The 21,026-nt window shown below is 34.7% G+C and carries 22 protein-coding genes; 14 read left to right on the forward strand and 8 right to left on the reverse strand.

What is annotated here, in order from left to right:
* Positions 1-16 precede the first annotated feature (16 nt).
* Both D7004_RS19740 and D7004_RS19745 read left to right on the forward strand, forming a co-directional pair.
* Positions 17-1,198 (forward strand): formimidoylglutamase, encoded by a 1,182-nt coding sequence (locus D7004_RS19740; protein WP_123207548.1) that lies wholly within the window; start codon positions 17-19, stop codon positions 1,196-1,198.
* A 66-nt stretch (positions 1,199-1,264) separates the two neighbouring features.
* Positions 1,265-2,407 carry a TlpA disulfide reductase family protein gene (locus D7004_RS19745; protein WP_123207549.1) on the forward strand — a complete coding sequence of 381 codons (1,143 nt, stop codon included), beginning with the start codon at positions 1,265-1,267 and terminating at the stop codon, positions 2,405-2,407.
* 411 nt (positions 2,408-2,818) lie between these two features.
* Here the strand turns inward: D7004_RS19745 and D7004_RS19750 are convergent, their stop codons facing one another.
* The 6 genes from D7004_RS19750 to dcd all read right to left on the reverse strand — a co-directional run bounded on the left by D7004_RS19750 (position 2,819) and on the right by dcd (position 9,878).
* Positions 2,819-3,328, reverse strand: coding sequence for an SMI1/KNR4 family protein (locus tag D7004_RS19750; RefSeq protein ID WP_123207550.1), 510 nt, complete (start codon positions 3,326-3,328; stop codon positions 2,819-2,821).
* 17 nt (positions 3,329-3,345) lie between these two features.
* Entirely contained in the window at positions 3,346-4,617 is a 1,272-nt protein-coding gene (gene purD, locus D7004_RS19755) for a phosphoribosylamine--glycine ligase (protein ID WP_123207551.1), read from the reverse strand.
* Between the two features lie 127 nt (positions 4,618-4,744).
* The gene (locus D7004_RS19760; protein WP_123207552.1) at positions 4,745-5,620 is read right to left on the reverse strand and encodes an SDR family oxidoreductase; all 876 of its coding nucleotides are present in this window, start codon (positions 5,618-5,620) and stop codon (positions 4,745-4,747) included.
* Positions 5,621-5,716: 96 nt separating this feature from the next.
* A complete protein-coding gene (locus tag D7004_RS19765; RefSeq protein ID WP_123207553.1) occupies positions 5,717-6,478 on the reverse strand; it encodes an enoyl-CoA hydratase/isomerase family protein in 762 nt (253 codons plus the stop codon).
* Between the two features lie 91 nt (positions 6,479-6,569).
* Positions 6,570-9,260, reverse strand: coding sequence for a carboxypeptidase-like regulatory domain-containing protein (locus tag D7004_RS19770; RefSeq protein ID WP_244214391.1), 2,691 nt, complete (start codon positions 9,258-9,260; stop codon positions 6,570-6,572).
* A gap of 81 nt (positions 9,261-9,341) precedes the next feature.
* Positions 9,342-9,878, reverse strand: a complete 537-nt coding sequence (dcd, locus tag D7004_RS19775; protein WP_123207554.1) for a dCTP deaminase — start codon at positions 9,876-9,878, stop codon at positions 9,342-9,344.
* A 72-nt stretch (positions 9,879-9,950) separates the two neighbouring features.
* On the opposite strand from dcd, the gene D7004_RS19780 reads away from it, so the two are divergent.
* Genes D7004_RS19780 through D7004_RS19795 form a run of 4 tightly spaced genes read left to right on the forward strand, consistent with a single transcriptional unit; the run spans position 9,951 to position 13,219 of the window.
* A complete protein-coding gene (locus tag D7004_RS19780; protein WP_123207555.1) occupies positions 9,951-10,613 on the forward strand; it encodes a 4'-phosphopantetheinyl transferase family protein in 663 nt (220 codons plus the stop codon).
* A gap of 42 nt (positions 10,614-10,655) precedes the next feature.
* Entirely contained in the window at positions 10,656-11,405 is a 750-nt protein-coding gene (gene lipB / locus D7004_RS19785; RefSeq protein ID WP_244214392.1) for a lipoyl(octanoyl) transferase LipB, read from the forward strand.
* Positions 11,402-12,460 carry a serine hydrolase gene (locus tag D7004_RS19790; RefSeq protein WP_123207556.1) on the forward strand — a complete coding sequence of 353 codons (1,059 nt, stop codon included), beginning with the start codon at positions 11,402-11,404 and terminating at the stop codon, positions 12,458-12,460. Before lipB ends, D7004_RS19790 begins: the two co-directional genes overlap by 4 nt.
* Before the next feature lie 33 nt (positions 12,461-12,493).
* Entirely contained in the window at positions 12,494-13,219 is a 726-nt protein-coding gene (locus tag D7004_RS19795; RefSeq protein WP_123207557.1) for an SGNH/GDSL hydrolase family protein, read from the forward strand.
* 89 nt (positions 13,220-13,308) lie between these two features.
* Here the strand turns inward: D7004_RS19795 and D7004_RS21180 are convergent, their stop codons facing one another.
* On the reverse strand, positions 13,309-13,440 hold the full coding sequence (locus D7004_RS21180; RefSeq protein ID WP_279634793.1) for a hypothetical protein: 132 nt from the start codon (positions 13,438-13,440) through the stop codon (positions 13,309-13,311).
* 41 nt (positions 13,441-13,481) lie between these two features.
* On the opposite strand from D7004_RS21180, the gene D7004_RS21340 reads away from it, so the two are divergent.
* Together D7004_RS21340 and D7004_RS19805 are read left to right on the forward strand one after the other, a co-directional pair.
* Positions 13,482-13,679, forward strand: coding sequence for a DUF2752 domain-containing protein (locus tag D7004_RS21340; protein WP_407946552.1), 198 nt, complete (start codon positions 13,482-13,484; stop codon positions 13,677-13,679).
* Positions 13,676-13,930: a hypothetical protein gene (locus tag D7004_RS19805; protein ID WP_123207559.1), complete on the forward strand. Its 255-nt coding sequence runs from the start codon at positions 13,676-13,678 to the stop codon at positions 13,928-13,930. Before D7004_RS21340 ends, D7004_RS19805 begins: the two co-directional genes overlap by 4 nt.
* Before the next feature lie 91 nt (positions 13,931-14,021).
* On the opposite strand, the gene D7004_RS19810 is transcribed toward D7004_RS19805, so the two are convergent.
* Entirely contained in the window at positions 14,022-14,759 is a 738-nt protein-coding gene (locus tag D7004_RS19810; protein WP_123207560.1) for an RDD family protein, read from the reverse strand.
* 141 nt (positions 14,760-14,900) lie between these two features.
* On the opposite strand from D7004_RS19810, the gene D7004_RS19815 reads away from it, so the two are divergent.
* From D7004_RS19815 to D7004_RS19840, 6 genes are read left to right on the forward strand one after another with little or no spacing between them, the layout of a single operon-like run.
* Positions 14,901-15,848: a stage II sporulation protein M gene (locus tag D7004_RS19815; RefSeq protein ID WP_123207561.1), complete on the forward strand. Its 948-nt coding sequence runs from the start codon at positions 14,901-14,903 to the stop codon at positions 15,846-15,848.
* A 6-nt stretch (positions 15,849-15,854) separates the two neighbouring features.
* Positions 15,855-16,739 carry a hypothetical protein gene (locus D7004_RS19820; protein ID WP_123207562.1) on the forward strand — a complete coding sequence of 295 codons (885 nt, stop codon included), beginning with the start codon at positions 15,855-15,857 and terminating at the stop codon, positions 16,737-16,739.
* Between the two features lies 1 nt (position 16,740).
* Positions 16,741-17,466 (forward strand): DUF4129 domain-containing protein, encoded by a 726-nt coding sequence (locus D7004_RS19825; protein ID WP_123207563.1) that lies wholly within the window; start codon positions 16,741-16,743, stop codon positions 17,464-17,466.
* Positions 17,463-18,662 (forward strand): DUF4350 domain-containing protein, encoded by a 1,200-nt coding sequence (locus D7004_RS19830; protein WP_123207564.1) that lies wholly within the window; start codon positions 17,463-17,465, stop codon positions 18,660-18,662. The genes D7004_RS19825 and D7004_RS19830 overlap by 4 nt, the downstream gene beginning before the upstream one ends.
* Positions 18,637-19,620: an AAA family ATPase gene (locus tag D7004_RS19835; protein WP_123207565.1), complete on the forward strand. Its 984-nt coding sequence runs from the start codon at positions 18,637-18,639 to the stop codon at positions 19,618-19,620. The genes D7004_RS19830 and D7004_RS19835 overlap by 26 nt, the downstream gene beginning before the upstream one ends.
* A 41-nt stretch (positions 19,621-19,661) precedes the next feature.
* Positions 19,662-21,008: a DUF58 domain-containing protein gene (locus D7004_RS19840; protein ID WP_123207566.1), complete on the forward strand. Its 1,347-nt coding sequence runs from the start codon at positions 19,662-19,664 to the stop codon at positions 21,006-21,008.
* Positions 21,009-21,026 lie beyond the last annotated feature (18 nt).

Consider the following 21,026-nt stretch of genomic DNA (forward strand, 5'->3'; position numbering starts at 1 on the left):
CGATAGTTTTAAATATATGTCATTAACCGATTTTTTTTCGCCCTTAAATGCTGAGCAATTTACGCCAAAAGAAGGTTTTTATACAAGTCAGCTGGGTTTAAAAACACATTTTTACACAGAATCATTTCCTGATTTAGAAGAAAACCAATACGATATAGCCATATTTGGCGTGCTTGATGGAAGAAGCGCTATAAATAATGAAGGCTGTGGTTTGGCTCCCGATTATTTCAGAGAAAAATTTTATAAATTAAACGAAGGTTCTTTTGCCAGTCGTTTGGTTGATTTAGGAAATATTCGTCCGGGTGCAACCTTAGCCGACACCTACATCGCTGTAAAAATGGCTGTTTCAGAATTAATTAAAAACAACATTATACCGGTAATTATTGGCGGTGGCCAAGATTTAACTTATGCCCAATATTTAGGTTACGAAGATTTAGAACAAAAAGTAGATTTAGTAATCGTTGATAATCAATTTGATATAGACGATGATAGCCATGAAGGCTTGGCAACCAGATCTGATTGCTATTTAAATAAAATTTTTCTTCATCAACCAAATTATCTTTTCAATTTTAGCAACATTGGTTACCAAACCTATTTTGTAAACCAGGAAAGTTTAAGTGTAATGGACAAATTGTATTTTGATGTTCATCGCCTTGGCGAATTTGCACAGGATATTTCTTTAACTGAACCGATTATCCGCAATGCGAATATGATAAGCTTTGATATCGGAGCCATTCGCTCTGCAGATGCTAAAGCAAACGCAAACACAACCCCGAATGGTTTTGATGGAGAGGAAGCTTGCAGAATTGCCCGATATGCCGGGATGAATGATAAGTTAACATCAATTGGTTTTTACGAATTTAACCCCGCTTACGATAGCAACGGACAAACGGCATTTTTATTAGCAGAAATGGTTTGGTATTTTGTTGATGGTTTTTACGCTAGAAAGAAGGATTTTCCACTAACACCAAAATCGCAATATATTATTTACCGAACCAGTTTAAAAGATGGTTCTGGAGAAATGACTTTTGTAAAAAGTAAAAAATCAGACCGCTGGTGGATGCAAGTACCTTACCCAATTGGGCAATCTAAAAACGAAAGGTATCACCTGGTGCCATGCCGTTACGATGACTACCAAACAGCGGTTAATGGCGAAATGCCAGATCTTTGGTGGCGCACTTATCAAAAGCTATCATAATTTTACACAACAAGTTGCGTTTAAAACATGCAATATTTATATTTACAGAAACGATAATCAACCCCGATGAAAAAAATATTATTATCTGCAATGGCATTATTGCCTTTGGCAGCATTAGCTCAAAAGCCATTTACCATAAAAGGTGATGCAAAAGCACTTAAAACAGGCGATAAAGTTTATTTTATTTATACAGCAAATAGCGAACGTAAAACTGATTCAGCACTAGTAGCAAACGGAAAATTTGAATTTAAAGGAACTGTAACCGACCCGGTTAATGGTAATTTATTTAAAAATGTTAACCCATACCTAAAAGGCGCAAACACCCGAAATATGGATTTTGCAAATTTGTTTGTAGAGCCAGGAAACATCGTAATAAATTCTGCTGATTCACTTAAATCCATGTTGGTAAGTGGAACGCCGGCAAACGATGATAACCTTAAGTTAAAAGCTAGCTTAAAGCCTGCAACAAGTAAAATTGATGCAATTAATGCTGAATACGAAAAACTTAGTCCGGAGCAGCAAAAAGACAAAACTATAATGGCTGGCATAAGAGATAGATATGGAAAGGCAGCAGATGAGATGACTCCAATTTACCTTGCATTTGCAAAAAGTAACCCAAAATCTTATGTAAGTTTAGTAACATTGGCGCAACTGGCCAGCGACCCAGATGTGGTTACACAAGTTGAAGCTATATACGCTGGTTTAAGTCCGGAATTAAAAGCAACCAAAACCGGTACCACTTTAGCTAAAACTTTTGAAGCAGCTAAAAAAACAGCAATTGGTACAATGGCAATGGATTTTACGCAAAACGATCCTGAAGGAAAACCTGTAAAACTATCTGATTTTAAAGGCAAATATGTTTTGGTAGATTTCTGGGCTTCATGGTGCGGTCCATGCAGAGCAGAAAACCCAAATGTTGTTGTAGCTTACAATAAATTTAAAGATAAGGGATTTACAGTTTTAGGCATTTCTTTAGACCAGCCTGGTAAGAAAGATGATTGGTTAAAAGCTATTGCTGATGATAAATTAACCTGGACACATGTTTCTGATTTAAAATATTGGAACAATGAAGTTGCAGTTATGTACGGTATTCGCTCTATCCCAGCCAACTTATTAATCGACCCAACAGGAAAAATCATCGCAAAAGGTTTGAGAGAAGAGGCATTGCAAACAAAACTTCAAGAACTTTTAGGAAGTAAAACAAAATAATTCTGACATTCTTCGGCATTGCATTATGCTTTCCGATAGTCTTATACAACAAAGCCCAGATTAAAAAATCGGGGCTTTGTTGTATATATTATTTTATTTCTTTTAACTTTCTGGAGCTAGGAAATCGAGCACATTTATAAAATAGTTTTCCAAACCTTATTACTTAACCTCACCCTATGAAAGGGAGTGGTTATTCCTTGTTCATTGCATCCCTCTCCTTGAAGAGAGGGAAACTAAAACCTGTGTTTTGAAATCCATGAACATCACTCACCATCCATTAATCCTTCTGTTCAAGGAGAGGGATAGCACAACATTAGCCAAACCTCAAACTTTAATAGGGTGAGGTAAAATAGGATTCAAATTTAATTTTGTATTAATTTTTTAAACTTTGATTAATGATATAGCTTTATATTAACTTTCTGGAGCTAGGAAATCGAGCACATTTATAAAATAGTTTTCCAGACCTTCGTAATCATCCTCACCTGGTATCCATGTTGCGAATTTCCAGTATTTCCAATCCGTATTTTCAATTATTGGTGGGATAAGCAAAAAATACTGTTCCTCGTTAATACCACCAACTAAAATACTTCTTGATAGTTGAACAACAATATCAAAAGACTCATCATGAACAAGCCAATCTTCAATGATTTTTGGATCGATATCTTTCAAAAAGCCTATTTCATTTACTTTAACAAATGATGGTTCTACATGCTCGTTAGGTGAAGCGAAGCCATTTGCTATTGATAAAAAAGCCTTATAATCTGCTGGTAGTTCTAACCCTAACCTATCTTCAGCTTGCTTTATTTCATCTTTTGTAGCAGGTTCATTCCCTAACCATTTTGATTTTTTTTGATCATCGGTAAAGGTGAAAACCCCTTGGCGAATAGCCGTTTCTGAAATCTTTTTTAGTATCTTTTTCAAATTGAATTTGTTAAAATTTAAATTAAGTCGAAGCCGATATCTTCCCTAAAGTATTTACCATCGAAATAGATTCTACCGGCATCGGCTGTTGCAGATTGTAACGCGGTAAACATATCATCTTGCAAACTGGTAATAGCAATAACTCTGCCGCCATTGGTTTTAACTACATCATTTTCTAATAATGTACCAGCATGAAAAGCATTTGAGTGACGCAGGTTTTCGATTCCTGAGATGGCTTTGCCCTTTAAATATTCGCCTGGATAACCTCCAGCTACAATCATAACAGTTGCAGCAGTTTGCTCGGAAATAACCAAATTAACCTGATTCAATTGTTTGTTGGCTGTTGCCAAAAAAAGTTCAACCAAATCATTTTCAATTCTTGGTACAACACTTTCAGTTTCCGGGTCGCCCATACGAGCATTGTACTCAATTACATAAGGTTCTTCACCAACTTTTATCAAGCCGAAAAAGATGAAACCCGTGTAATCAATATTATCTTTCTTCAAGCCATCAACTGTTGGTTTAATAATTCGCTCTTCAACCTTAGCTAAAAATTCTGGCGTTGCAAAAGGTACCGGAGAAATTGAACCCATACCGCCGGTATTTAAACCAGTATCGCCTAAGCCAATTCTTTTATAATCTTTCGCAGAAGGAAGCGTTACGTAATTTTCGCCATCGGTTAAAATGAATACAGAAAGTTCTATACCGCTTAAAAATTCTTCGATAACTACAGTTGCACCCGCTGCACCAAATTTACCGCCAAGCATGAGTTTTAATTCTTCCTGTGCTTCTATAGTTTCTGTACAAATTAGAACACCTTTTCCGGCTGCTAAACCATCAGCTTTTAAAACAACAGGTAATGGATGCGTTTGAAGATAAGCTAAGCCATCTTCTAAAGTATCGGGTGTAAAAGATTTTGATGAGGCTGTTGGAATGCCATGGCGTTCCATAAATTTTTTAGAGAAATCTTTACTGCCTTCTAATATTGCACCTTCTTTTTTTGGTCCGATTACAGGTACATGCGAAATACTGCTATCAGCAAGAAAAAAATCATGAATACCGTTTACCAAAGGTTCTTCCGAACCAACAATTACCATATCAATATTTTCTGAAAGAACGATTTTTTTTATAGAATCAAAATCATTAACGTTAATATTGATGTTGGTACCATAAGTGCCTGTACCACCATTTCCAGGAGCAATAATTAATTTATCACAATGTGAAGATTGGCTTAATTTCCAGGCAAATGCACTTTCTCTGCCACCTGAACCTAATAGTAAGATATTCATATCGGCAAAGATAATTAAAAATAGAAGATGGAAAATGGAAAAAGATGTACGATGGAAAGGTAATATGGAAGATGGGTTAGCGATCGAAAAATCTTACGCTTTTCAATCATTCATTTTGCATCTTACATCATTTAGCACTTCTTGTCATTTGCTCCAGCATATCCCACATTTCATTTGGTATAGCTTCCAATCCATTCATTTGACCTGCTCCTTGCAACCATTCACCACCATCAATTGTAATTACTTCTCCATTGATGTAGCCGGAAAAATCACTGATTAAAAATGCAGCTAAATTGGCCAATTCTTGGTGTTCGCCAACCCTTTTAAGTGGGACACGGTTCTTAAAATCAAATTTTTTCGCTAAATCTCCGGGCAATAATCTTTCCCAGGCACCTTTTGTAGGAAACGGACCTGGAGCTATTGCGTTTGTGCGAATGCCATACTTACCCCATTCTACCGCTAAAGAGCGGGTTAATGCTAAAACACCACCTTTAGCGCATGCAGAAGGTACAACATATGCCGAACCGGTAAAAGCATAAGTTGTTATAATATTCAGAACTGTTGCGGTTTGCTTTTCTTTAATCCAGTGCTTGCCAAATGTTAGCGTACAATTAACGGTTCCCTTTAATACAATATCAATTATTGATGAAAAAGCATTTGCAGATAAACGTTCGGTTGGAGAGATAAAATTGCCTGCTGCATTGTTCAAAAGCGCATCAACCTGTCCAAATTTTTCAATTGTTTTTGCCAACACATTTTCTACTTGGTCAATTTCTCTAACATCGCAAGCTACAGCCAAAACCTTTCCGCCTGTTTTCTCCTCCATCTCATCGGCGGTTTTTTGCAAAACATCTTGCTTACGACTGGTGATAACCAAGTTTGCACCTAACTTCAAAAAATAAATGCCCATGGCTTTACCCAAGCCAGTTCCACCTCCGGTAATTACAATGGTTTTACCTTCTAAAGAGCCATCTTTAAGCATGGGTTGATTAAATGCGAACATAATATAAATGAATTACACAGTTATTTAATTAACTGATTATTAATAATATTTGGTTAATTGAAAACTTACACTTGCAATAAAAAGTGGCAATTAAAATTATTTTCTTTGAAGACTTTCTAAAATAGTTTTTAAGATATGGCGTGTAGCCGGCGACCACCATTGCTGAAGCATTTTTTGTAGCGTTGCAGATTGATCGGAGGTAACCGCAGCAATTAAATCTTCACGAATATTAAGTTTACTTTGCGACCAGGTGTTACTTTCCAGCTCCATAAATTTCTTGATTTTTCTTTCAGCAGCTGTTAATAAACTTTCGCCTTTTACAAGTTCATCAATTAAACCAACTTTCAAAGCTTCATCTGGTTTGTATAATTTACCGGTAAGTAAACTTCTCGATGCTTCTGCTTTACCAATCCAGAAAGCATACAACTGAAAAATACTGTTGGGCACAATGATACCAACCGGAACTTCGTTTAATCCTATTATGTATGATCCTTCAGCCATAATTCTATAATCGCAAGCTAAAGCCATTACACAGCCACCCGCCGGACTATGACCGCTAATGGCTGCAACCATAGGTTTTTTAAACGAAACCATATTTGCAGTAAAACTGAAAAAAAGGTGGAAAAAGGATTTTACTTCTTCTTCGTTGTAACCATAAAGCTCTACCAAATCTAAACCTGCAGAAAAAAATGGTGCGTTTCCTGTTAAAATAACTCCACCAATATTATCATCTGCAGATATGTTTTTAAGCATATCATCTAATTCGGTAATTAGTTCGCGGTTTAATGCGTTTGATTTTCCTTTATCTAATGTTATGGTAGCTAAACGATCTTTTACACTAACTTTTATGGTATTCATATTAAATGGTAATCTAAATTTTGGTTAACTAGTATGCAGCAAATTAATAAATATTATGCATGCATACTAATTCAAATTTATTTATTTTTTACTATTTAACTTCATAAGTAAAAATCTTTCTTCCTAAATGCCCTTCAGCATCAACACCTTCTAGAACAACTCTATACGTTCCTGCCTCATCTGCATTGTAAAAATCAAATTTTGCTTTACCATCCTTATCAGCTACAACCTGCGGATTCCAATAAATTGTGCTTCGATAATCTGCTTTAGCGCTTGATGTTTGTGCATCATATTTTGGAGAATAAAAATCTCTTGATGTAGAAAATCCTTTTTTGTTAATAACTACAACGCCTGGTGTATAACTGTTGTATGAAATTTCACTTCCGCCACGTTTAGTGGTTATTATTAATACGCCACCGCCACCTTGACTTCCATAAATTGCAGTATTACCCGCAGACCTTAAAACTTCAATGGTTTCTATGTCATTAGGATTTATGTTGTCTAAGAAATCTGATTCTACTTGCATTCCATCTAATACGATAGTCATTGGTGTATTTGGGCTGCGGGTTGAATAAGGTATACCTCCTTTGAAGAGAACGAATGGCAACCGACCACTTAAACACTGAGAAAGCTGTACGCAAGTAAATAAATCCTTTGCATTTAAAACAAAATCGGCATTGCCGGCACCGTTTAGGTTGGCAGAATTTTTAGCCACTATCTTTTTTTCGGTAATAACCACTTCATCTAACTTGATAGTCCGCTCTAGTAGACCAAGACGGGTCATTTCATTAAAATAATTGTCGCTTTCTTTAATATATTTCATTAAAGAATTGTTCACATTTACATCAATATCTGCACTGTTTTTATTTTTGGCAACTATTTGATAGGGAACGGCATCAATCGTAATCTCCACAAACTTCCTATCAGCTTTTGTTCTTGCCTGCACAACAAATTTTGTACTATCGTTAAACACTAAATTATCGAAATTGAATTTACCTTCGGCATTTGTAACCGTATCAATCACAAAAAAACCACCCTTTGTTGACATAAGCATAACCTTTCCATTTGGAACAGGCTTGCCGCCCTTTTTTACAACACCGCTAATAGAAGTTGTTTTTTCTGGCTGGTAAGTAATTGCCGGACCAACGTTATTCAATACATTTCGCCATAAAAATCTTCTCCACCCTTGGGTTAACATCAGGTTATCCAATTCTTGAGCTGTTTTTACATCATCTTTCAAAAAGTAATGATTTGGCTTTTCTACGTAACCGGCCAAGTCTGATGTAAGCCACAGTGTTGCAAAAATATTGCTTTCATTATCCTCATCTGGCATTACCTTACTTGCGTTAGTTACCGAAACAGAAAAACTTCCAATTACGGGTTTTTGCTGATTCAATGCATCAAATGTGAAAGCAGATTTACCCTTTTTTTCTCCCGATATGGCTGAAGTATTTAATTTTAAATCAATCACGTCCAGTTTACTTTTATTAAAAATCAGGCGTTCGGCAACAGGTTGATTGCTTGCAGAGAACAATGTGAATTGCACAATACCAGATGGCAATTTACTTCTCGGGATAATGGCAGATAAAACCTGCTTATCAACTTTAGCTTTAGAAACATAATAAATATTGCCGCCTTGTTGTGCAACAATTTTTAATTCATCGCTATTTGTAAGGCTAGCGCTAGCTAACAATTTTATGGATACTTTGCCAGTATCTAAATTATTTATGGTAAGCGCATAACCACTTTTTTGTGCTATTGGAAGTTTAAAATCTTTTTGAGAACCATCTTTAAATTTAATTTTTGCAGTATAAGTTTTGCCTGGTTGAGCATTTAATGTGAAATTACCCATCCCTAAGTAGGTTGTAGCAATGCTGGTAATTTCCGCTCCTGTTTCGTCAACAATTTTACCGTTTATATCTTCTCCTTTTCCGGTTCCGTTTATCGCCTTTATAGCAATTTTCTGTGGCAGTTCCTCTATCAGGTTTCCACCTTCCGGTAAAAACTGAACATCAACATCATTACTGGTAGATGTTATTGGTATGGCTTTTACAATCTTCTGTTTATTATCAAGTGTAATGGTGGCTAAAATTTTGCCTTTTTTGCCTGTTAAAGACTGGTTGCTCTCGAAATTAATTAAAGCGTTTCCCTGTAAATCTGTTTTTGTTTTGCCCTTTGCAACAGTTTTAAAATCCAGCTGTACTTCGTAGCTTACGTCGTTTTCTTTATACGCTACTCCTGTTTTATCTTCAAAATGTATGTTTGCAGCAACTTTATCGGTATTATTATCTTTGGTAAATTTGTAATCGGTAACGGTAAAAACTTTATTTGCCCAGCTGTTTCCAATTTTTATGGTTTTATCGAAAAAGAAATCTGTCCCATAATTTCGCATGTAATTGGTGTAGGCTCTAATTCGATAATTTCCTTCACCTAACGAATCTGTAAGCTTAAAATCTCCCCAGGTAATACCGCCCATTATAGGCAGTTTAATTTGTCTTTTTAAAGAATCCTTCTCATTAATAAGTTCTACATATAAAATTTTACTAATATCTGTAGATAGTTGGGTTTTGGTATTAAAAACATAAGCCTTAAACCAAATGTCATCACCAATAGCATAATACGGTTTATCTAAATGGAGATAAACTTTTTCCTGTTGATACTTACTGGTGTATTCATCTAGTTTCTTGATAAATTGAGCAAAAGGATCGTCATCAATTTTAAAGGCAGCAAAACCTAAAAGCACAATTAGAAAACTGAGAGCGAGGGTAATTTTGGATTTCATTCGGCTTGGTGTGAAAATAAATATGCCTCAAGGTACGAAACCCGAGGCATATTATTATGAAGATAAAATGAAATATTTCTGTTAGAAAGTGTTTTTCCACATCATACTTTCTACCGGTTTTGTGGTTTTATTGTTGTATTTGGCATTGCCTTTTGTATTGTACATGGTTTCTATATTTCCTTCAACCATAAAATAAATTAATTGCCCAATTGGCATACCAGCGTATATTTTTACAGGTTGCGCAACAGATATTTCTAAAGTCCACGTATTGCAAAAACCTACATCGCCCTTCCCGGCCGTTGCATGTATATCTATACCTAACCGCCCGGTACTACTTTTACCTTCTAAAAAAGGAACATGACTATGAGTTTCGGTATATTCTACCGTTACACCTAAATATAATGTTCCGGGATGGAGGACAAAACCATCTTTAGGAATTTCGAAATGCTCTATTTCGTTGTGCTTTTTGGCATCTAAAACTCTGTTTTTGTATGTTGCAAGGTATTTGCCTAAGTGTACATCGTAAGAGTTTGTGCCCAGGCAACTACTATCAAAAGGTTCTATTATAATTGTTCCTTTCTCTATTTCCTCCAGAATCCTTTTATCTGATAATATCATTTTTATGCGTATTTTTAGCCCTAAATTATCATTTATTTAAGATAATGTTGCATCCAAAACTCGATTTTATAAATGCCTGTAGTTTATAATAAAAATATTGATGAACATTCGGTTTTAGCAATCTGGAAAATTGAAGAAACAGAAGCTGAACTGCTTGCCGGCTTACAACTAAAGCAGCATGAATGGGATATTATCTCTTCTTTTAACAATGGCAAAAGAATGTTGCATTGGCTAAGCACCAGGTTGTTATTACGCACCTTACTTAACACAGCAGAATATATCGATTGCCAATTTGATGAAGATGGGAAACCATACCTTACGAATTCGGATTATAAAATTTCTTTAAGCCATTCTTATGATTATGCTGCCGTGATGATAAGTAAAGATAATGCTGTGGGGGTTGATATTGAATTGATTAAACACAAAATAAAAACCATTAAACACAAATTTTTGAATGACATTGAACTTGCTCAAAGGCAAATTGGCGATAATACCGAAGGATTGTATGTTTGCTGGTGTGCAAAAGAGGCGATATACAAATGGCATGGGAAAAAGGGATTGGAATTTAAGCAGCACATCCACATCAAACCTTTTAAACTAAAAAATGAAGGAAGTTTAAATGCTTTGGTTGAACTACCAACAGGAACCCGAGAACTCACTGTAAATTATTTTAAAACTAAAGATGGTTATATGTTGGGTTATGTGCAGGCACCTGAAGTGATAGGTATAAGGTAGGCTGGAAATATTGCTCAATAATACAATTGAAGAAAGATAATTATGCATAATGTTAACAGTGAAAACTCAGGTTTGCCAGTAGTAGGTTCAGTAATACGAATACCTACTCAATTTATAGATTGGGGTTTAACCGATTACCAGCAAGCTTGGGATAGGCAGGAAGATTTATTGAATAAAACAGTAGCCATCAAAACTGATAACCGAAACAACGGAACAAACTTACCTACACCAAATTACCTTATTTTTAATGAGCATCCTCATGTTTATACGTTAGGAAAAAGCGGGCATCAAGAAAATTTACTTCTTGATGAACAAGGTTTAAAAGATAAGCAGGCAACTTACTATAAAATTAATCGCGGTGGCGATATTACCTACCACGGACCAGGGCAAATTGTTGGCTACCCCATATTAGATTTGGATAATTTTTTTACGGATATTCATCTATATCTAAGAACTTTAGAAGAGGCTGTTATCCTTACTTTGAAAGATTATGGCATAGCATCTGGACGTTATCCAGGTTATACAGGTGTTTGGCTGGATGCAGATAATGATAAAGCCAGAAAAATTTGTGCCATGGGCGTTCGCTGCAGCCGCTGGGTTACCATGCATGGTTTTGCGTTTAATGTAAACGTAGATTTAGATTATTTTAAAAACATCGTTCCTTGTGGTATTGATGATAAAGCGGTAACATCATTAGAAAAAGAATTGGGTTACAAATTGAACATGGAGGAGGTAAAGGAAAAACTGAAAAACCACATTGCTGATTTATTCAAAATGGAGTTGATTCAATGAAAAATGCCCTACTAATCATTTTCTTATTTTGCTTTTGCCATTCTTCCTTTGCACAAAATGTTGATGATATGGTGAATTTCATAAGGAACAATCCTCAAAAATCATCCATCGTGATAAACGAAAATGGCAAGGAAACTTTAAATTGTCACGGCAACCAGCTTATGCCTTTGGCAAGTGCCGCCAAAACAATAATTGCTTTAGAATTTGCCAATCAGGTTGCTTCAAAACAGATAAATAAAAACACCAAAATAGCAGTCAAAGATATCAACCGATATTACATTCCTTTTACTGATGGAGGTGCACATCCGGCTTGGCTAAAATCTTTGAAAAAGACCATTAATGATAGCGTAACGTTATTGGAAATCGCTAAAGGTATGATTAGATTTAGCTCAAATGCAAATACGGAATACCTTCAGGATTTGCTAGGCACGGATAAAATAAATGCCAATTTAAAAGACCTGAAAATTAAAAACCATTCTCCATATTATTACTTCACGGCGAGTGCTTTAATGACTTTTTTAAAACCGGAAAATATTGAAAAAGATGTTTGGTTAAGTAAATTGAAAAGCCTTAGTGATGCTGAATATCGAAAAATTTGTGCACAAAATCATCAAAAACTTAAAGCAGATAGCAACTTTATCAAGCAATTCAATTTCAACAATTTATCGATTGAAATACAAAAAATTTGGTCGGATAGACTAATAGTTTCTACAACAAAAGAATATGCCGAGCTAATGAAAAAAATTAATAGCGAAAGCTATTTTAAACCCGAGGTTCAACTGGTTTTACAACAAATTATGGAATGGCCAATGAACTACCCAAGCAACAAAAGTAACTTTCGGCATTTGGGGCAAAAAGGTGGCTCAACGAGTTTTGTTTTAACAGATGCTTTTTACCTGACGGATTTAAAAGGTAATAAGATAAGTTGTGCATTCTTCTTTAATGACCTATCACCAAGCGAACAGCAATTCATAAATAAAAACTTTGGAGAGTTTGAATCGAGCATCATCACCAATTCAAAATTTCGGGAGCGTTTGGTTAAAGAACTAAATTAAAACCAAATTATAGCTTAATCCGTAAATCTTGTTATGAGATTTTTATCTGGCATTCTAATACTTTCTTTTTTATCTTCGGGCTGCACTAAAGAAAATAATATGCCTGCTGCAATAAATCCTGTAAATCCAGTTCTCACAACAAATCCTACAGGTAACTTTACCTATTTGGCATTAGGCGATTCTTATACCATTGGCGAATCTGTTAAGCAATCAGAATCATTTCCATATCAGTTGCAATCTTCATTAAAAGCCAATAACCGAAACGTAGAAAACCCTAAAATTATTGCAGTTACCGGGTGGACTACCAACGAGCTTCAAGGTGCCATTACGCAAGCAAAAATTACAGAAAAATTTGACATTGTTACCTTGTTGATAGGTGTAAATAATCAATACCGTGGATATCCTTTAGACACCTACAAAAAAGAATTTTCTGAATTATTACAAACGGCAATTGGTTTTTCTGGCGGAAGAAAAGCAAGGGTTTTTGTAGTTTCAATTCCAGATTGGGGCGTTACACCTTTTGCTAAAAACTATTCGAAAAGTGCCCAAACCATTGCCACAGAAATTGATGCTTTTAATGCCGCGGCACAACAAATTACTACAGCGGCAGGCGTTAGTTTTACCAATATCACGCCAGATTCGAGAATGGCGGCAAATGATGTATCACTTATTGCAGATGATGGCTTACACCCGAGTGGAAAAATGTATACTCAATGGGTCAATGCGTTAACACCAAAAATTTTAGATGTAATAAAATAATTTAATTACATTTGATTTTCAATCCACGCCCTAGCAATCGCTAATTTCATACTTCATGTAAAAGTATAGTAGCAAATAATCCATCCCATTTATAATTTATTAATGTTGATGGTTAAACGCGAATTATTTTTTGCATTAGAATGGGTTTGGGGAATTATCTCCATAATATTTCTTTCTTTAATTCTAGCAAGTAAATATGCTGATGAAAATTGTTTCAGCATAATACCACTTTTTCAGCATAATACCACTTTGCACATCCAAAATTAACGGAAGTTCTTGTATCCTTTGCGGCATGACAAGAGCATTCGTCAAAATCAGCAATTTCAATTTCAGGGAAGCTTTAGCGCTTAATAAAGGCAGCATAACACTTTATGCATTTATGCTACTTACCATTACCTTTTTCTTTATCTACCTAATAATCAAACAACTAATTCAAACTAAAAAAATAAATAAATTATGAAAATTGCAGGTTTAATTTTTGGGATATTATCAATTCTAGGCATGTTATTGGGGTTTATACCTTGCTTTGGCGCCTTTAACTGGCTAAATATTCCCTTTGCTATTATTGGCTTAATTTTGAGTATTCTGGGTTACAATCAAGAAAAAAGTTTAAATCTACCGACCGGTATGGCTACCACAGGAATTGTTTTATGCGCTATTGCAATTCTCTTTGGCGGCATAAGATTAATTCTCGGAGCTGGTGTAGTTTAGATTTTAGCAATACCTTTTGTCGGGTTATCGTTTTAACTTGTCGAAATATTATTTAAAATTTTTCGACAAGTTAATTTTACATTTCACTAAACTAACTATTCGCAGTTAGGTGTTTATAATCTTTCATAACCGTTTCCAAAAATTGCAATTCATTCATGCCTTCGGGTAATGTTGCTGCAATATGGTTTTTAGTTTTGGCAAACATGGCGTAAATCAAATCGGGGTTGCCTGTTTGGTAAAAGCCTGTTAAAACTTCATAAATTAATTCTGCATCTCTATCATTTAAATGCACCACTTCTTTAAAAATGGGCTGGTAATCTTCTGGTAAAGAAAAGCTAAAGGCAACGTTATCAATTTTAGTTCTTGGTACTGTTTTAATTAAGGTCGTTTTAGCAAGCATATCTCCAACACGTTGATGATTTTTTGAAATTGCTACACTAATTAATGCCACGACACCCCAACCGAAAATAACGCCAAAATCTACAATTCTAAAAATCCATCGCATTAAATATTGCCCGAAGGTCGGTTGACCACCATCAAGACTTATTACTTTAATTTTCATAATTTTCTTGCCGAAAGTTTGTCCATCCATCGTTAACTCGCAAACCAAATCGTAAAAGATAAAAATTACGAAGAATATCACTAGCAAGGTGATAGCTAAAACCTCAGAACGGCTAATTGAAGCTATAATCATTAAAATAATTGCAACAATGTAAAGCACTAAAAATCCGGCTAAATCAATTAACCTTGCGGCAATTCGTTCGCCTAAACCTGCTACTTCATAATCGATATCAACATTTTGAGCGGTGCTAATTCTGATGCTTTCCATATCCAAACATAATTTTTTTTACGCACAATGAAGTTATCACTGCTTTAAAAAATTATCCATCGCACATTAAATTATTTAAACTCGATTTTTTTGTATCAATTGAAAAATTAAACTATTTTAACCCAACATTTTAGTTGATTAATGAGAGAAGCTTTATTTGTAAAACAGAACACAGAAAAGTGGAAACGCTATGATGAAATGCAATTGGCAAATCCAGATGAACTTGCCAATCGTTTTACAGAAATTACAAACGATTTAGCTTATTCAAAAACATTTTACCCAAATTCTAAAACCACGGCTTACCTTAATGGCTTAGCCTCAAAATTGCATCGCTCTGTTTACAAAAATAAAAAAGAGAAATCGAACAGATTTATTGATTTTTGGAAAGCCGAATTGCCACTGCTATTTTTTACACATAAAAAGCAGATTATTTATGCCTTGGTATTCTTTTTAGCTTCTTGCTCAATTGGCGCAATTTCTGCAAAATATGACGACACCTTTATCCGATTAATTTTAGGTGATGGTTATGTAAACATGACTAATGACAACATTGCGAAAGGCGACCCATTCGGGGTTTATAAACAAGAGAATCCGGTATTAATGTTTATCCAAATTGGTGCGAACAATATTTATGTTTCGCTTTATACATTTGTTCTAGGTATTATGCTCTCTTTCGGTTCTATTGTTTCTTTATTTAGAAATGGAGTTATGCTTGGTTCCTTTCAATATTTTTTCTTCAGTAAAGGTTTAGGCTTGCAGTCTGTTTTAGTTATTTGGATACATGGAACCTTAGAAATTTCTGCCATTGTTTTGGCTGGTGCGGCTGGCTTAGTATTAGGCAACAGCATGCTATTTCCTAAAACTTATACCAGGAAGGCATCCATATTAAAAGGCGCAAAAGACGGATTGAAAATGGTTTTAGGTTTGGTTCCAATTTTTATTGTTGCTGCATTTTTCGAAAGTTTTATAACCCGACATACAGAAATGCCAATGTGGTTAAGTGGCTTTATTTTATTGGCCTCGGCAACGTTTATTATTTGGTATGTATTTATTTATCCCGCTAAAATTAATAAGAAAACAATAATCTAAAAACTTATGCTTTCAAAAATAGAATTTAAAAAAGTAAGAGATTTCGGTCAGATTATAAATGATACATTTACATTCATACGGCAGAATTTAAAACCCATTGTAAAAACCTATTTCATTTTTAGTGGTCTTTTTGTATTGGGCGCAATGCTATCCATGTTATTACAGCAATACAAAACCATCGGCATGATTAATAGCATTGATGGAAATACAGCAAGAAATGCATTTGGTTTTGGCTCACTCTATGGTATAGAATATTATTTGGCCGTTATATTTTCTTTTGCCGGTTATGCAAGCACAACAGTTGCCATACTTTCTTATATAGCGGTGTATGTACAAAAAGGAAATGAAACACCTACTACCGATGAAGTTTGGGGATATTTTAAACATTATTTTTTCAGGGTTTTTGGCAGTTCATTCTTACTTATTTTAATGCTTATTATAGGTTTTATATTCTGCCTGGTTCCGGGGTTTTGGCTATTCCCTTTTGTAGCAATGATTTTCCCGATTATGGTGGTTGAAAATGGAACGTTAGGTTATGCTTTTAATAGAAGCTTTAAAATCATAAAAGATAATTTTTGGCTAACGTTCGGCACTTTATTTATCATCTGGATAATCGTTTACGCCTGCATGTCGATTGTGGTTTTGCCTACAACAATTTTCAGTATGATAGGATTATTTTCGCATAAAAAACCACACATGTCTTTACCTTTTTCTATGATAACAACCGTGCTACAGTACCTTTGCCAAGTATTTACCATCATACCAATCGTTACCATAACGTTATCTTATTTCAGTTTGGTAGAGCAAAAAGAAAGCACCGGTTTAATGGAGCGTATATCTAATTTTGGCAATACTGATAAACCAATAGATACAAGACCAGAAGAATATTAAAATGCCGAAGTTTCTGTTTAAATTTTTGTTACTATTCATCATTTTCTCATCTGCAGGAAATAGCTATGCACAAAAATTAAAGATTCAACCTAAAACAGAAATTAAGCTTGATAGCAGTACAATCAATGTACAAAAATTTAATAAAGATGCTTTAGATGCTTATTCTGAACAAAACGAATTTAAGTATGATGCAGCATTAACCAGAGATTTATCGCTTTGGGATAGATTTTGGATTTGGTTTTGGAGCAAGGTTGGCCAGCTTTTTACCGGAGCAGCATCAAACCCTATTTCTAAATATTTTTTCATTGGCTTAGGTGCAGCTATTCTTTTATACATCATTTACAAAGTAATTGGTAACGAAAATATATTCGCAAAAAAATCAAAAGAAATTACACTCCCTTATGATATTTTGAATGAAAACATCCACGAAATTGATTATGAAAAGGAAATTCAGCAATTTATAGAGCAAGGGAAATTTCGCCTGGCAGTTCGTTTATTGTATTTAAGAACACTAAAAAAACTTAGTGATGCCGAAATTATTAATTGGCAACCCGAAAAAACCAATTACAACTATTTAATGGAAATTTCTAAGCCAGATGTGAAACAAGAATTTAGCTTATTAACCCATCAGTTTGATTACATCTGGTATGGGGATTTTCCGATAGATGCTAATAAATTTGAGCCAATTAAACAATCCTTTAATCATTTTAACGCCCAAATTAAATGAAAGGATACAAGATTTATTTAGCCATTGGCATTATACTAGTTTTGATTTATCTGGTTGCCCAATTTAATAAACCAACACCAACAGATTGGTCGGCATCTTACCTAAAAAAAGATAAAATACCCTACGGAACTTTTATTTTATACAACAGGTTAAATGATATTTTACCGAAAACAATTATAAAATCAACCTCGTTGCCTATTTACAATACCGTACAAAATAATAAGTTAAAGAATAGTGCATACCTTTTTATTTCGCCCCAAATAGAAATTAGCAAAGTAGATTTTGAACAGCTAAGAAAATTTATAATCGCCGGAAATAAGGTATTCATTGCCAGTTACGATTTAGGAAGATATGCCAATAAAGCTTTAAAATTGCAAGTTGCTACAAATTTTACCCAAAATGGAAGTTCCTTAAATTTTACAAACCCAAAATTAAAAACAGTGGTTAATTATGGCTTCGAAAAAGGAATTGGGAGTAATTATTTTAGTAAAATTGACACCAACAAAGCCACCGTTTTAGGAATAGACGCCAACAATAAACCAAACTTTATAAAATATGACTATGGCAAAGGTTCGCTATTTTTAATGGCAGGACCAGGCTTCTACAGTAATTTTAATCTATTGGATAAATATGGAGCAGAATACGCAGCGAAGTCTTTAAGCTATTTATATGGCGCCGAAACTTTAATTTTTGATGAATATTCTACGATCATAAAAACTGGCGAAACAGATATTTTAAGGGTTTTCTTTAAACATCCAGAACTAAAATATGCATACTACCTTTGTATTTTTGGTCTGTTGCTTTTTGTATTTTACGATATTAAAAGACGACAAAGAATTATACCAATAGCCGATCCTTATACCAACACATCAGTAGAATATGCCCATGTTGTGAGCAGTGTATATTACCACGAAAGAAACAATTTAGATATTGCTTTAAAGCAAATTAATTATTTAATGGAGCACCTGCGCAGCAAATATTTTATAAAAACCAATGTGATAGATAGCAATTTCGCTGAAACACTTCGGCTAAAAACGGGTATTAATGAAGCCCTTGCAAAAAATATTACAAGGCATTTAATGCAAACCCAAACATTAAATGAATATAGCGACGGACAACTTATTTTGCTTAACGATATAATAGAACAATTTTACAAAAACACCAAACCCAATGGAGCAGGAACAGGAACAATTTAACCAACGCACAGATTTAAGTGCTTTAAACGAAGCTGTAACTCAAATTCGTAGTGCGCTAGGCAAAGTTATTATTGGCCAGAAACAGGTTATTGATTTTCTAATAGTTGGCTTACTAGCTGATGGCCATATTTTAATAGAAGGAGTACCTGGAGTTGCCAAAACTTTAAGTGCAAAATTATTGGCAAAATCCATTGATGCTCAATTTTCGCGGGTACAGTTTACGCCTGATTTAATGCCATCTGATGTTTTAGGAACGCCAATTTTTAATACCAAAACGGGAGATTTTGAATTTAGAAAAGGTCCGATTTTTGGCAATATTATTTTGGTTGATGAAATTAACAGGGCACCTGCCAAAACACAATCGGCATTATTTGAAGTGATGGAGGAGCGCCAGGTTACTATTGATGGTACTACTTACACAATGGATGAACCTTTTATGGTGTTGGCTACTCAAAATCCAATCGAACAGGAAGGCACTTATCGTTTACCAGAGGCGCAACTCGATAGGTTTTTATTTAAAATCGAAGTGAAATATCCATCATTGGAAGAAGAAACTGAAATTTTGCTTGCACAACATTCATTGGTTAACAAAACCCTGCTGCAAGATATTATACCGGTACTTTCAGTACAGCAAATTCAATCGGCAAGAGGTATAATACGAGGCTTGTTTGTAGAGCCAAAATTGCTCGAATTTATTGCAAAAATAGTAAACGAAACACGCAACAATCCATCGCTATATTTAGGTGCATCGCCGCGAGCATCATTAGCAATTGTACATAGCGCCAAAGCTTTAGCAGCCATTCAAAACCGCGATTTTGTAACACCAGATGATATTATTACAGTAGCTGTTCCTGTTTTGGCACATCGAATTTTGTTATCCCCAGAAAAGGAAATGGAAGGTTTAACTACAACAGATGTGGTAAATCAGATTATTAAACGTATAGAAATACCGAGGTAAACTTTGCATCTCTCACATTATTTAAATTTCAAAAAAGCTTCTTGAAAAAGATATTCGAAAAATATTACAGCAACTTGTTTTTAGCAGATCGCTTATTTGCGGCACTGGCCTGCTGTGTTATGCTTTTTATTTTAAAATTCTTTTTTAAATGGCTTGGCGAAATACCGGAGATTGCAACATTAGTTATATTTCTATTATTGGCTGTAGATGTTGTGGTGCTTTATCGCAATGAAAAAGGCATCGAAGCACATCGATTTACTGCAAAAAGGTTAAGTAATGGAGATGAAAATCCTATTCAAATAGAGTTGCAAAATCGTTACGGTTTTGGCGTTAAATTACGGGTTATTGATGAAATTCCATTTCAGTTTCAACTTAGGGACAAGGACTTTAAATTATATCTAAAATCGGGTGATGTAAAATCTATCCATTATAATTTGCGACCTACCAAACGCGGAGAATACGACTTTGGATTTATTAGAGTTTACACCGGCTCGCCGATTGGTTTGGTTAGTAGAAGGTATAATTTTGATGGGGCGAAAGTATTGCCAGTGTTTCCATCTTTTATAAATTTAGGACAATATGAACTAATGGCAATTTCAAACAATTTAACAGAGTTTGGAATAAAAAAAATCAGGAAAATTGGCCAGAGTTCGGAATTTGACCAGATTAAAAATTACGTTGGCGGTGATGATATCAGAACCATAAATTGGAAAGCTACCGCAAGAAAAGGTGGCCTAATGGTGAATACCTATACCGATGAACGATCACAAAATGTGTATTGTGTTATCGATAAATCGCGGGTAATGCGTATGCCTTTTGAAGGATTGAGCTTATTAGACTATGCCATAAACGCAAGCATTGCCTTATCAAAGGTTGCCATGCTAAAACAAGATAAAGCTGGTTTAATTACCTTATCGGAAACGATAGGTACTGTTATTCCTGCCGAAAGAAAACCTGCACAACTTGGTCAGATTATGCAGGTTTTGTACAAAGAAAAAACCCGTTACCTTGAAAGTAATATGGAAGCTTTGTACAGCACCATCAGGTCGGTTATTAAGCAAAGAAGTTTAGCGGTTTTCTTTACCAATTTCGAAAGTTTATCAGCCTTACAAAGGCAAATGCCTTACCTAAAGAAGATTTCAAAATACCATTTATTGGTAGTGGTCTTTTTTGAAAACACAGAACTTAAAAGTTTGAGCACAACTCCTGCTAAAGATGTAGAAGGCATTTACCATAAAACCATTGCAGAAAAGTTTATCTATGAGAAAAAGCAAATGGCGTTAGAATTAAACAAGTACGGTATTCTCTCTATTCTAACTTCGCCACAAAAATTAACCATTAATGTAATTAATCAATACCTGGCATTAAAGGCACAACAGCGGATTTAGATTTATTTTAAATAACCT

The organism is Pedobacter jejuensis, assembly GCF_003725795.1.
Lineage (GTDB): Bacteria > Bacteroidota > Bacteroidia > Sphingobacteriales > Sphingobacteriaceae > Pedobacter > Pedobacter jejuensis.

What these genes read in the sequence shown, in the direction of transcription:
- D7004_RS19740 (WP_123207548.1), top strand. Translation starts at nt 17, where the DNA reads ATGTCATTAACCGATTTTTTTTCGCCCTTAAATGCTGAGCAATTTACG.
- D7004_RS19745 (WP_123207549.1), top strand. Translation starts at nt 1,265, where the DNA reads ATGAAAAAAATATTATTATCTGCAATGGCATTATTGCCTTTGGCAGCA.
- purD (WP_123207551.1), bottom strand. Translation starts at nt 4,617, where the DNA reads ATGAATATCTTACTATTAGGTTCAGGTGGCAGAGAAAGTGCATTTGCC.
- D7004_RS19760 (WP_123207552.1), bottom strand. Translation starts at nt 5,620, where the DNA reads ATGTTCGCATTTAATCAACCCATGCTTAAAGATGGCTCTTTAGAAGGT.
- D7004_RS19765 (WP_123207553.1), bottom strand. Translation starts at nt 6,478, where the DNA reads ATGAATACCATAAAAGTTAGTGTAAAAGATCGTTTAGCTACCATAACA.
- D7004_RS19770 (WP_244214391.1), bottom strand. Translation starts at nt 9,260, where the DNA reads ATGAAATCCAAAATTACCCTCGCTCTCAGTTTTCTAATTGTGCTTTTA.
- dcd (WP_123207554.1), bottom strand. Translation starts at nt 9,878, where the DNA reads ATGATATTATCAGATAAAAGGATTCTGGAGGAAATAGAGAAAGGAACA.
- D7004_RS19780 (WP_123207555.1), top strand. Translation starts at nt 9,951, where the DNA reads ATGCCTGTAGTTTATAATAAAAATATTGATGAACATTCGGTTTTAGCA.
- lipB (WP_244214392.1), top strand. Translation starts at nt 10,656, where the DNA reads ATGCATAATGTTAACAGTGAAAACTCAGGTTTGCCAGTAGTAGGTTCA.
- D7004_RS19790 (WP_123207556.1), top strand. Translation starts at nt 11,402, where the DNA reads ATGAAAAATGCCCTACTAATCATTTTCTTATTTTGCTTTTGCCATTCT.
- D7004_RS19795 (WP_123207557.1), top strand. Translation starts at nt 12,494, where the DNA reads ATGAGATTTTTATCTGGCATTCTAATACTTTCTTTTTTATCTTCGGGC.
- D7004_RS21180 (WP_279634793.1), bottom strand. Translation starts at nt 13,440, where the DNA reads ATGCTGAAACAATTTTCATCAGCATATTTACTTGCTAGAATTAAAGAA.
- D7004_RS19805 (WP_123207559.1), top strand. Translation starts at nt 13,676, where the DNA reads ATGAAAATTGCAGGTTTAATTTTTGGGATATTATCAATTCTAGGCATG.
- D7004_RS19810 (WP_123207560.1), bottom strand. Translation starts at nt 14,759, where the DNA reads ATGGAAAGCATCAGAATTAGCACCGCTCAAAATGTTGATATCGATTAT.
- D7004_RS19815 (WP_123207561.1), top strand. Translation starts at nt 14,901, where the DNA reads ATGAGAGAAGCTTTATTTGTAAAACAGAACACAGAAAAGTGGAAACGC.
- D7004_RS19820 (WP_123207562.1), top strand. Translation starts at nt 15,855, where the DNA reads ATGCTTTCAAAAATAGAATTTAAAAAAGTAAGAGATTTCGGTCAGATT.
- D7004_RS19825 (WP_123207563.1), top strand. Translation starts at nt 16,741, where the DNA reads ATGCCGAAGTTTCTGTTTAAATTTTTGTTACTATTCATCATTTTCTCA.
- D7004_RS19830 (WP_123207564.1), top strand. Translation starts at nt 17,463, where the DNA reads ATGAAAGGATACAAGATTTATTTAGCCATTGGCATTATACTAGTTTTG.
- D7004_RS19835 (WP_123207565.1), top strand. Translation starts at nt 18,637, where the DNA reads ATGGAGCAGGAACAGGAACAATTTAACCAACGCACAGATTTAAGTGCT.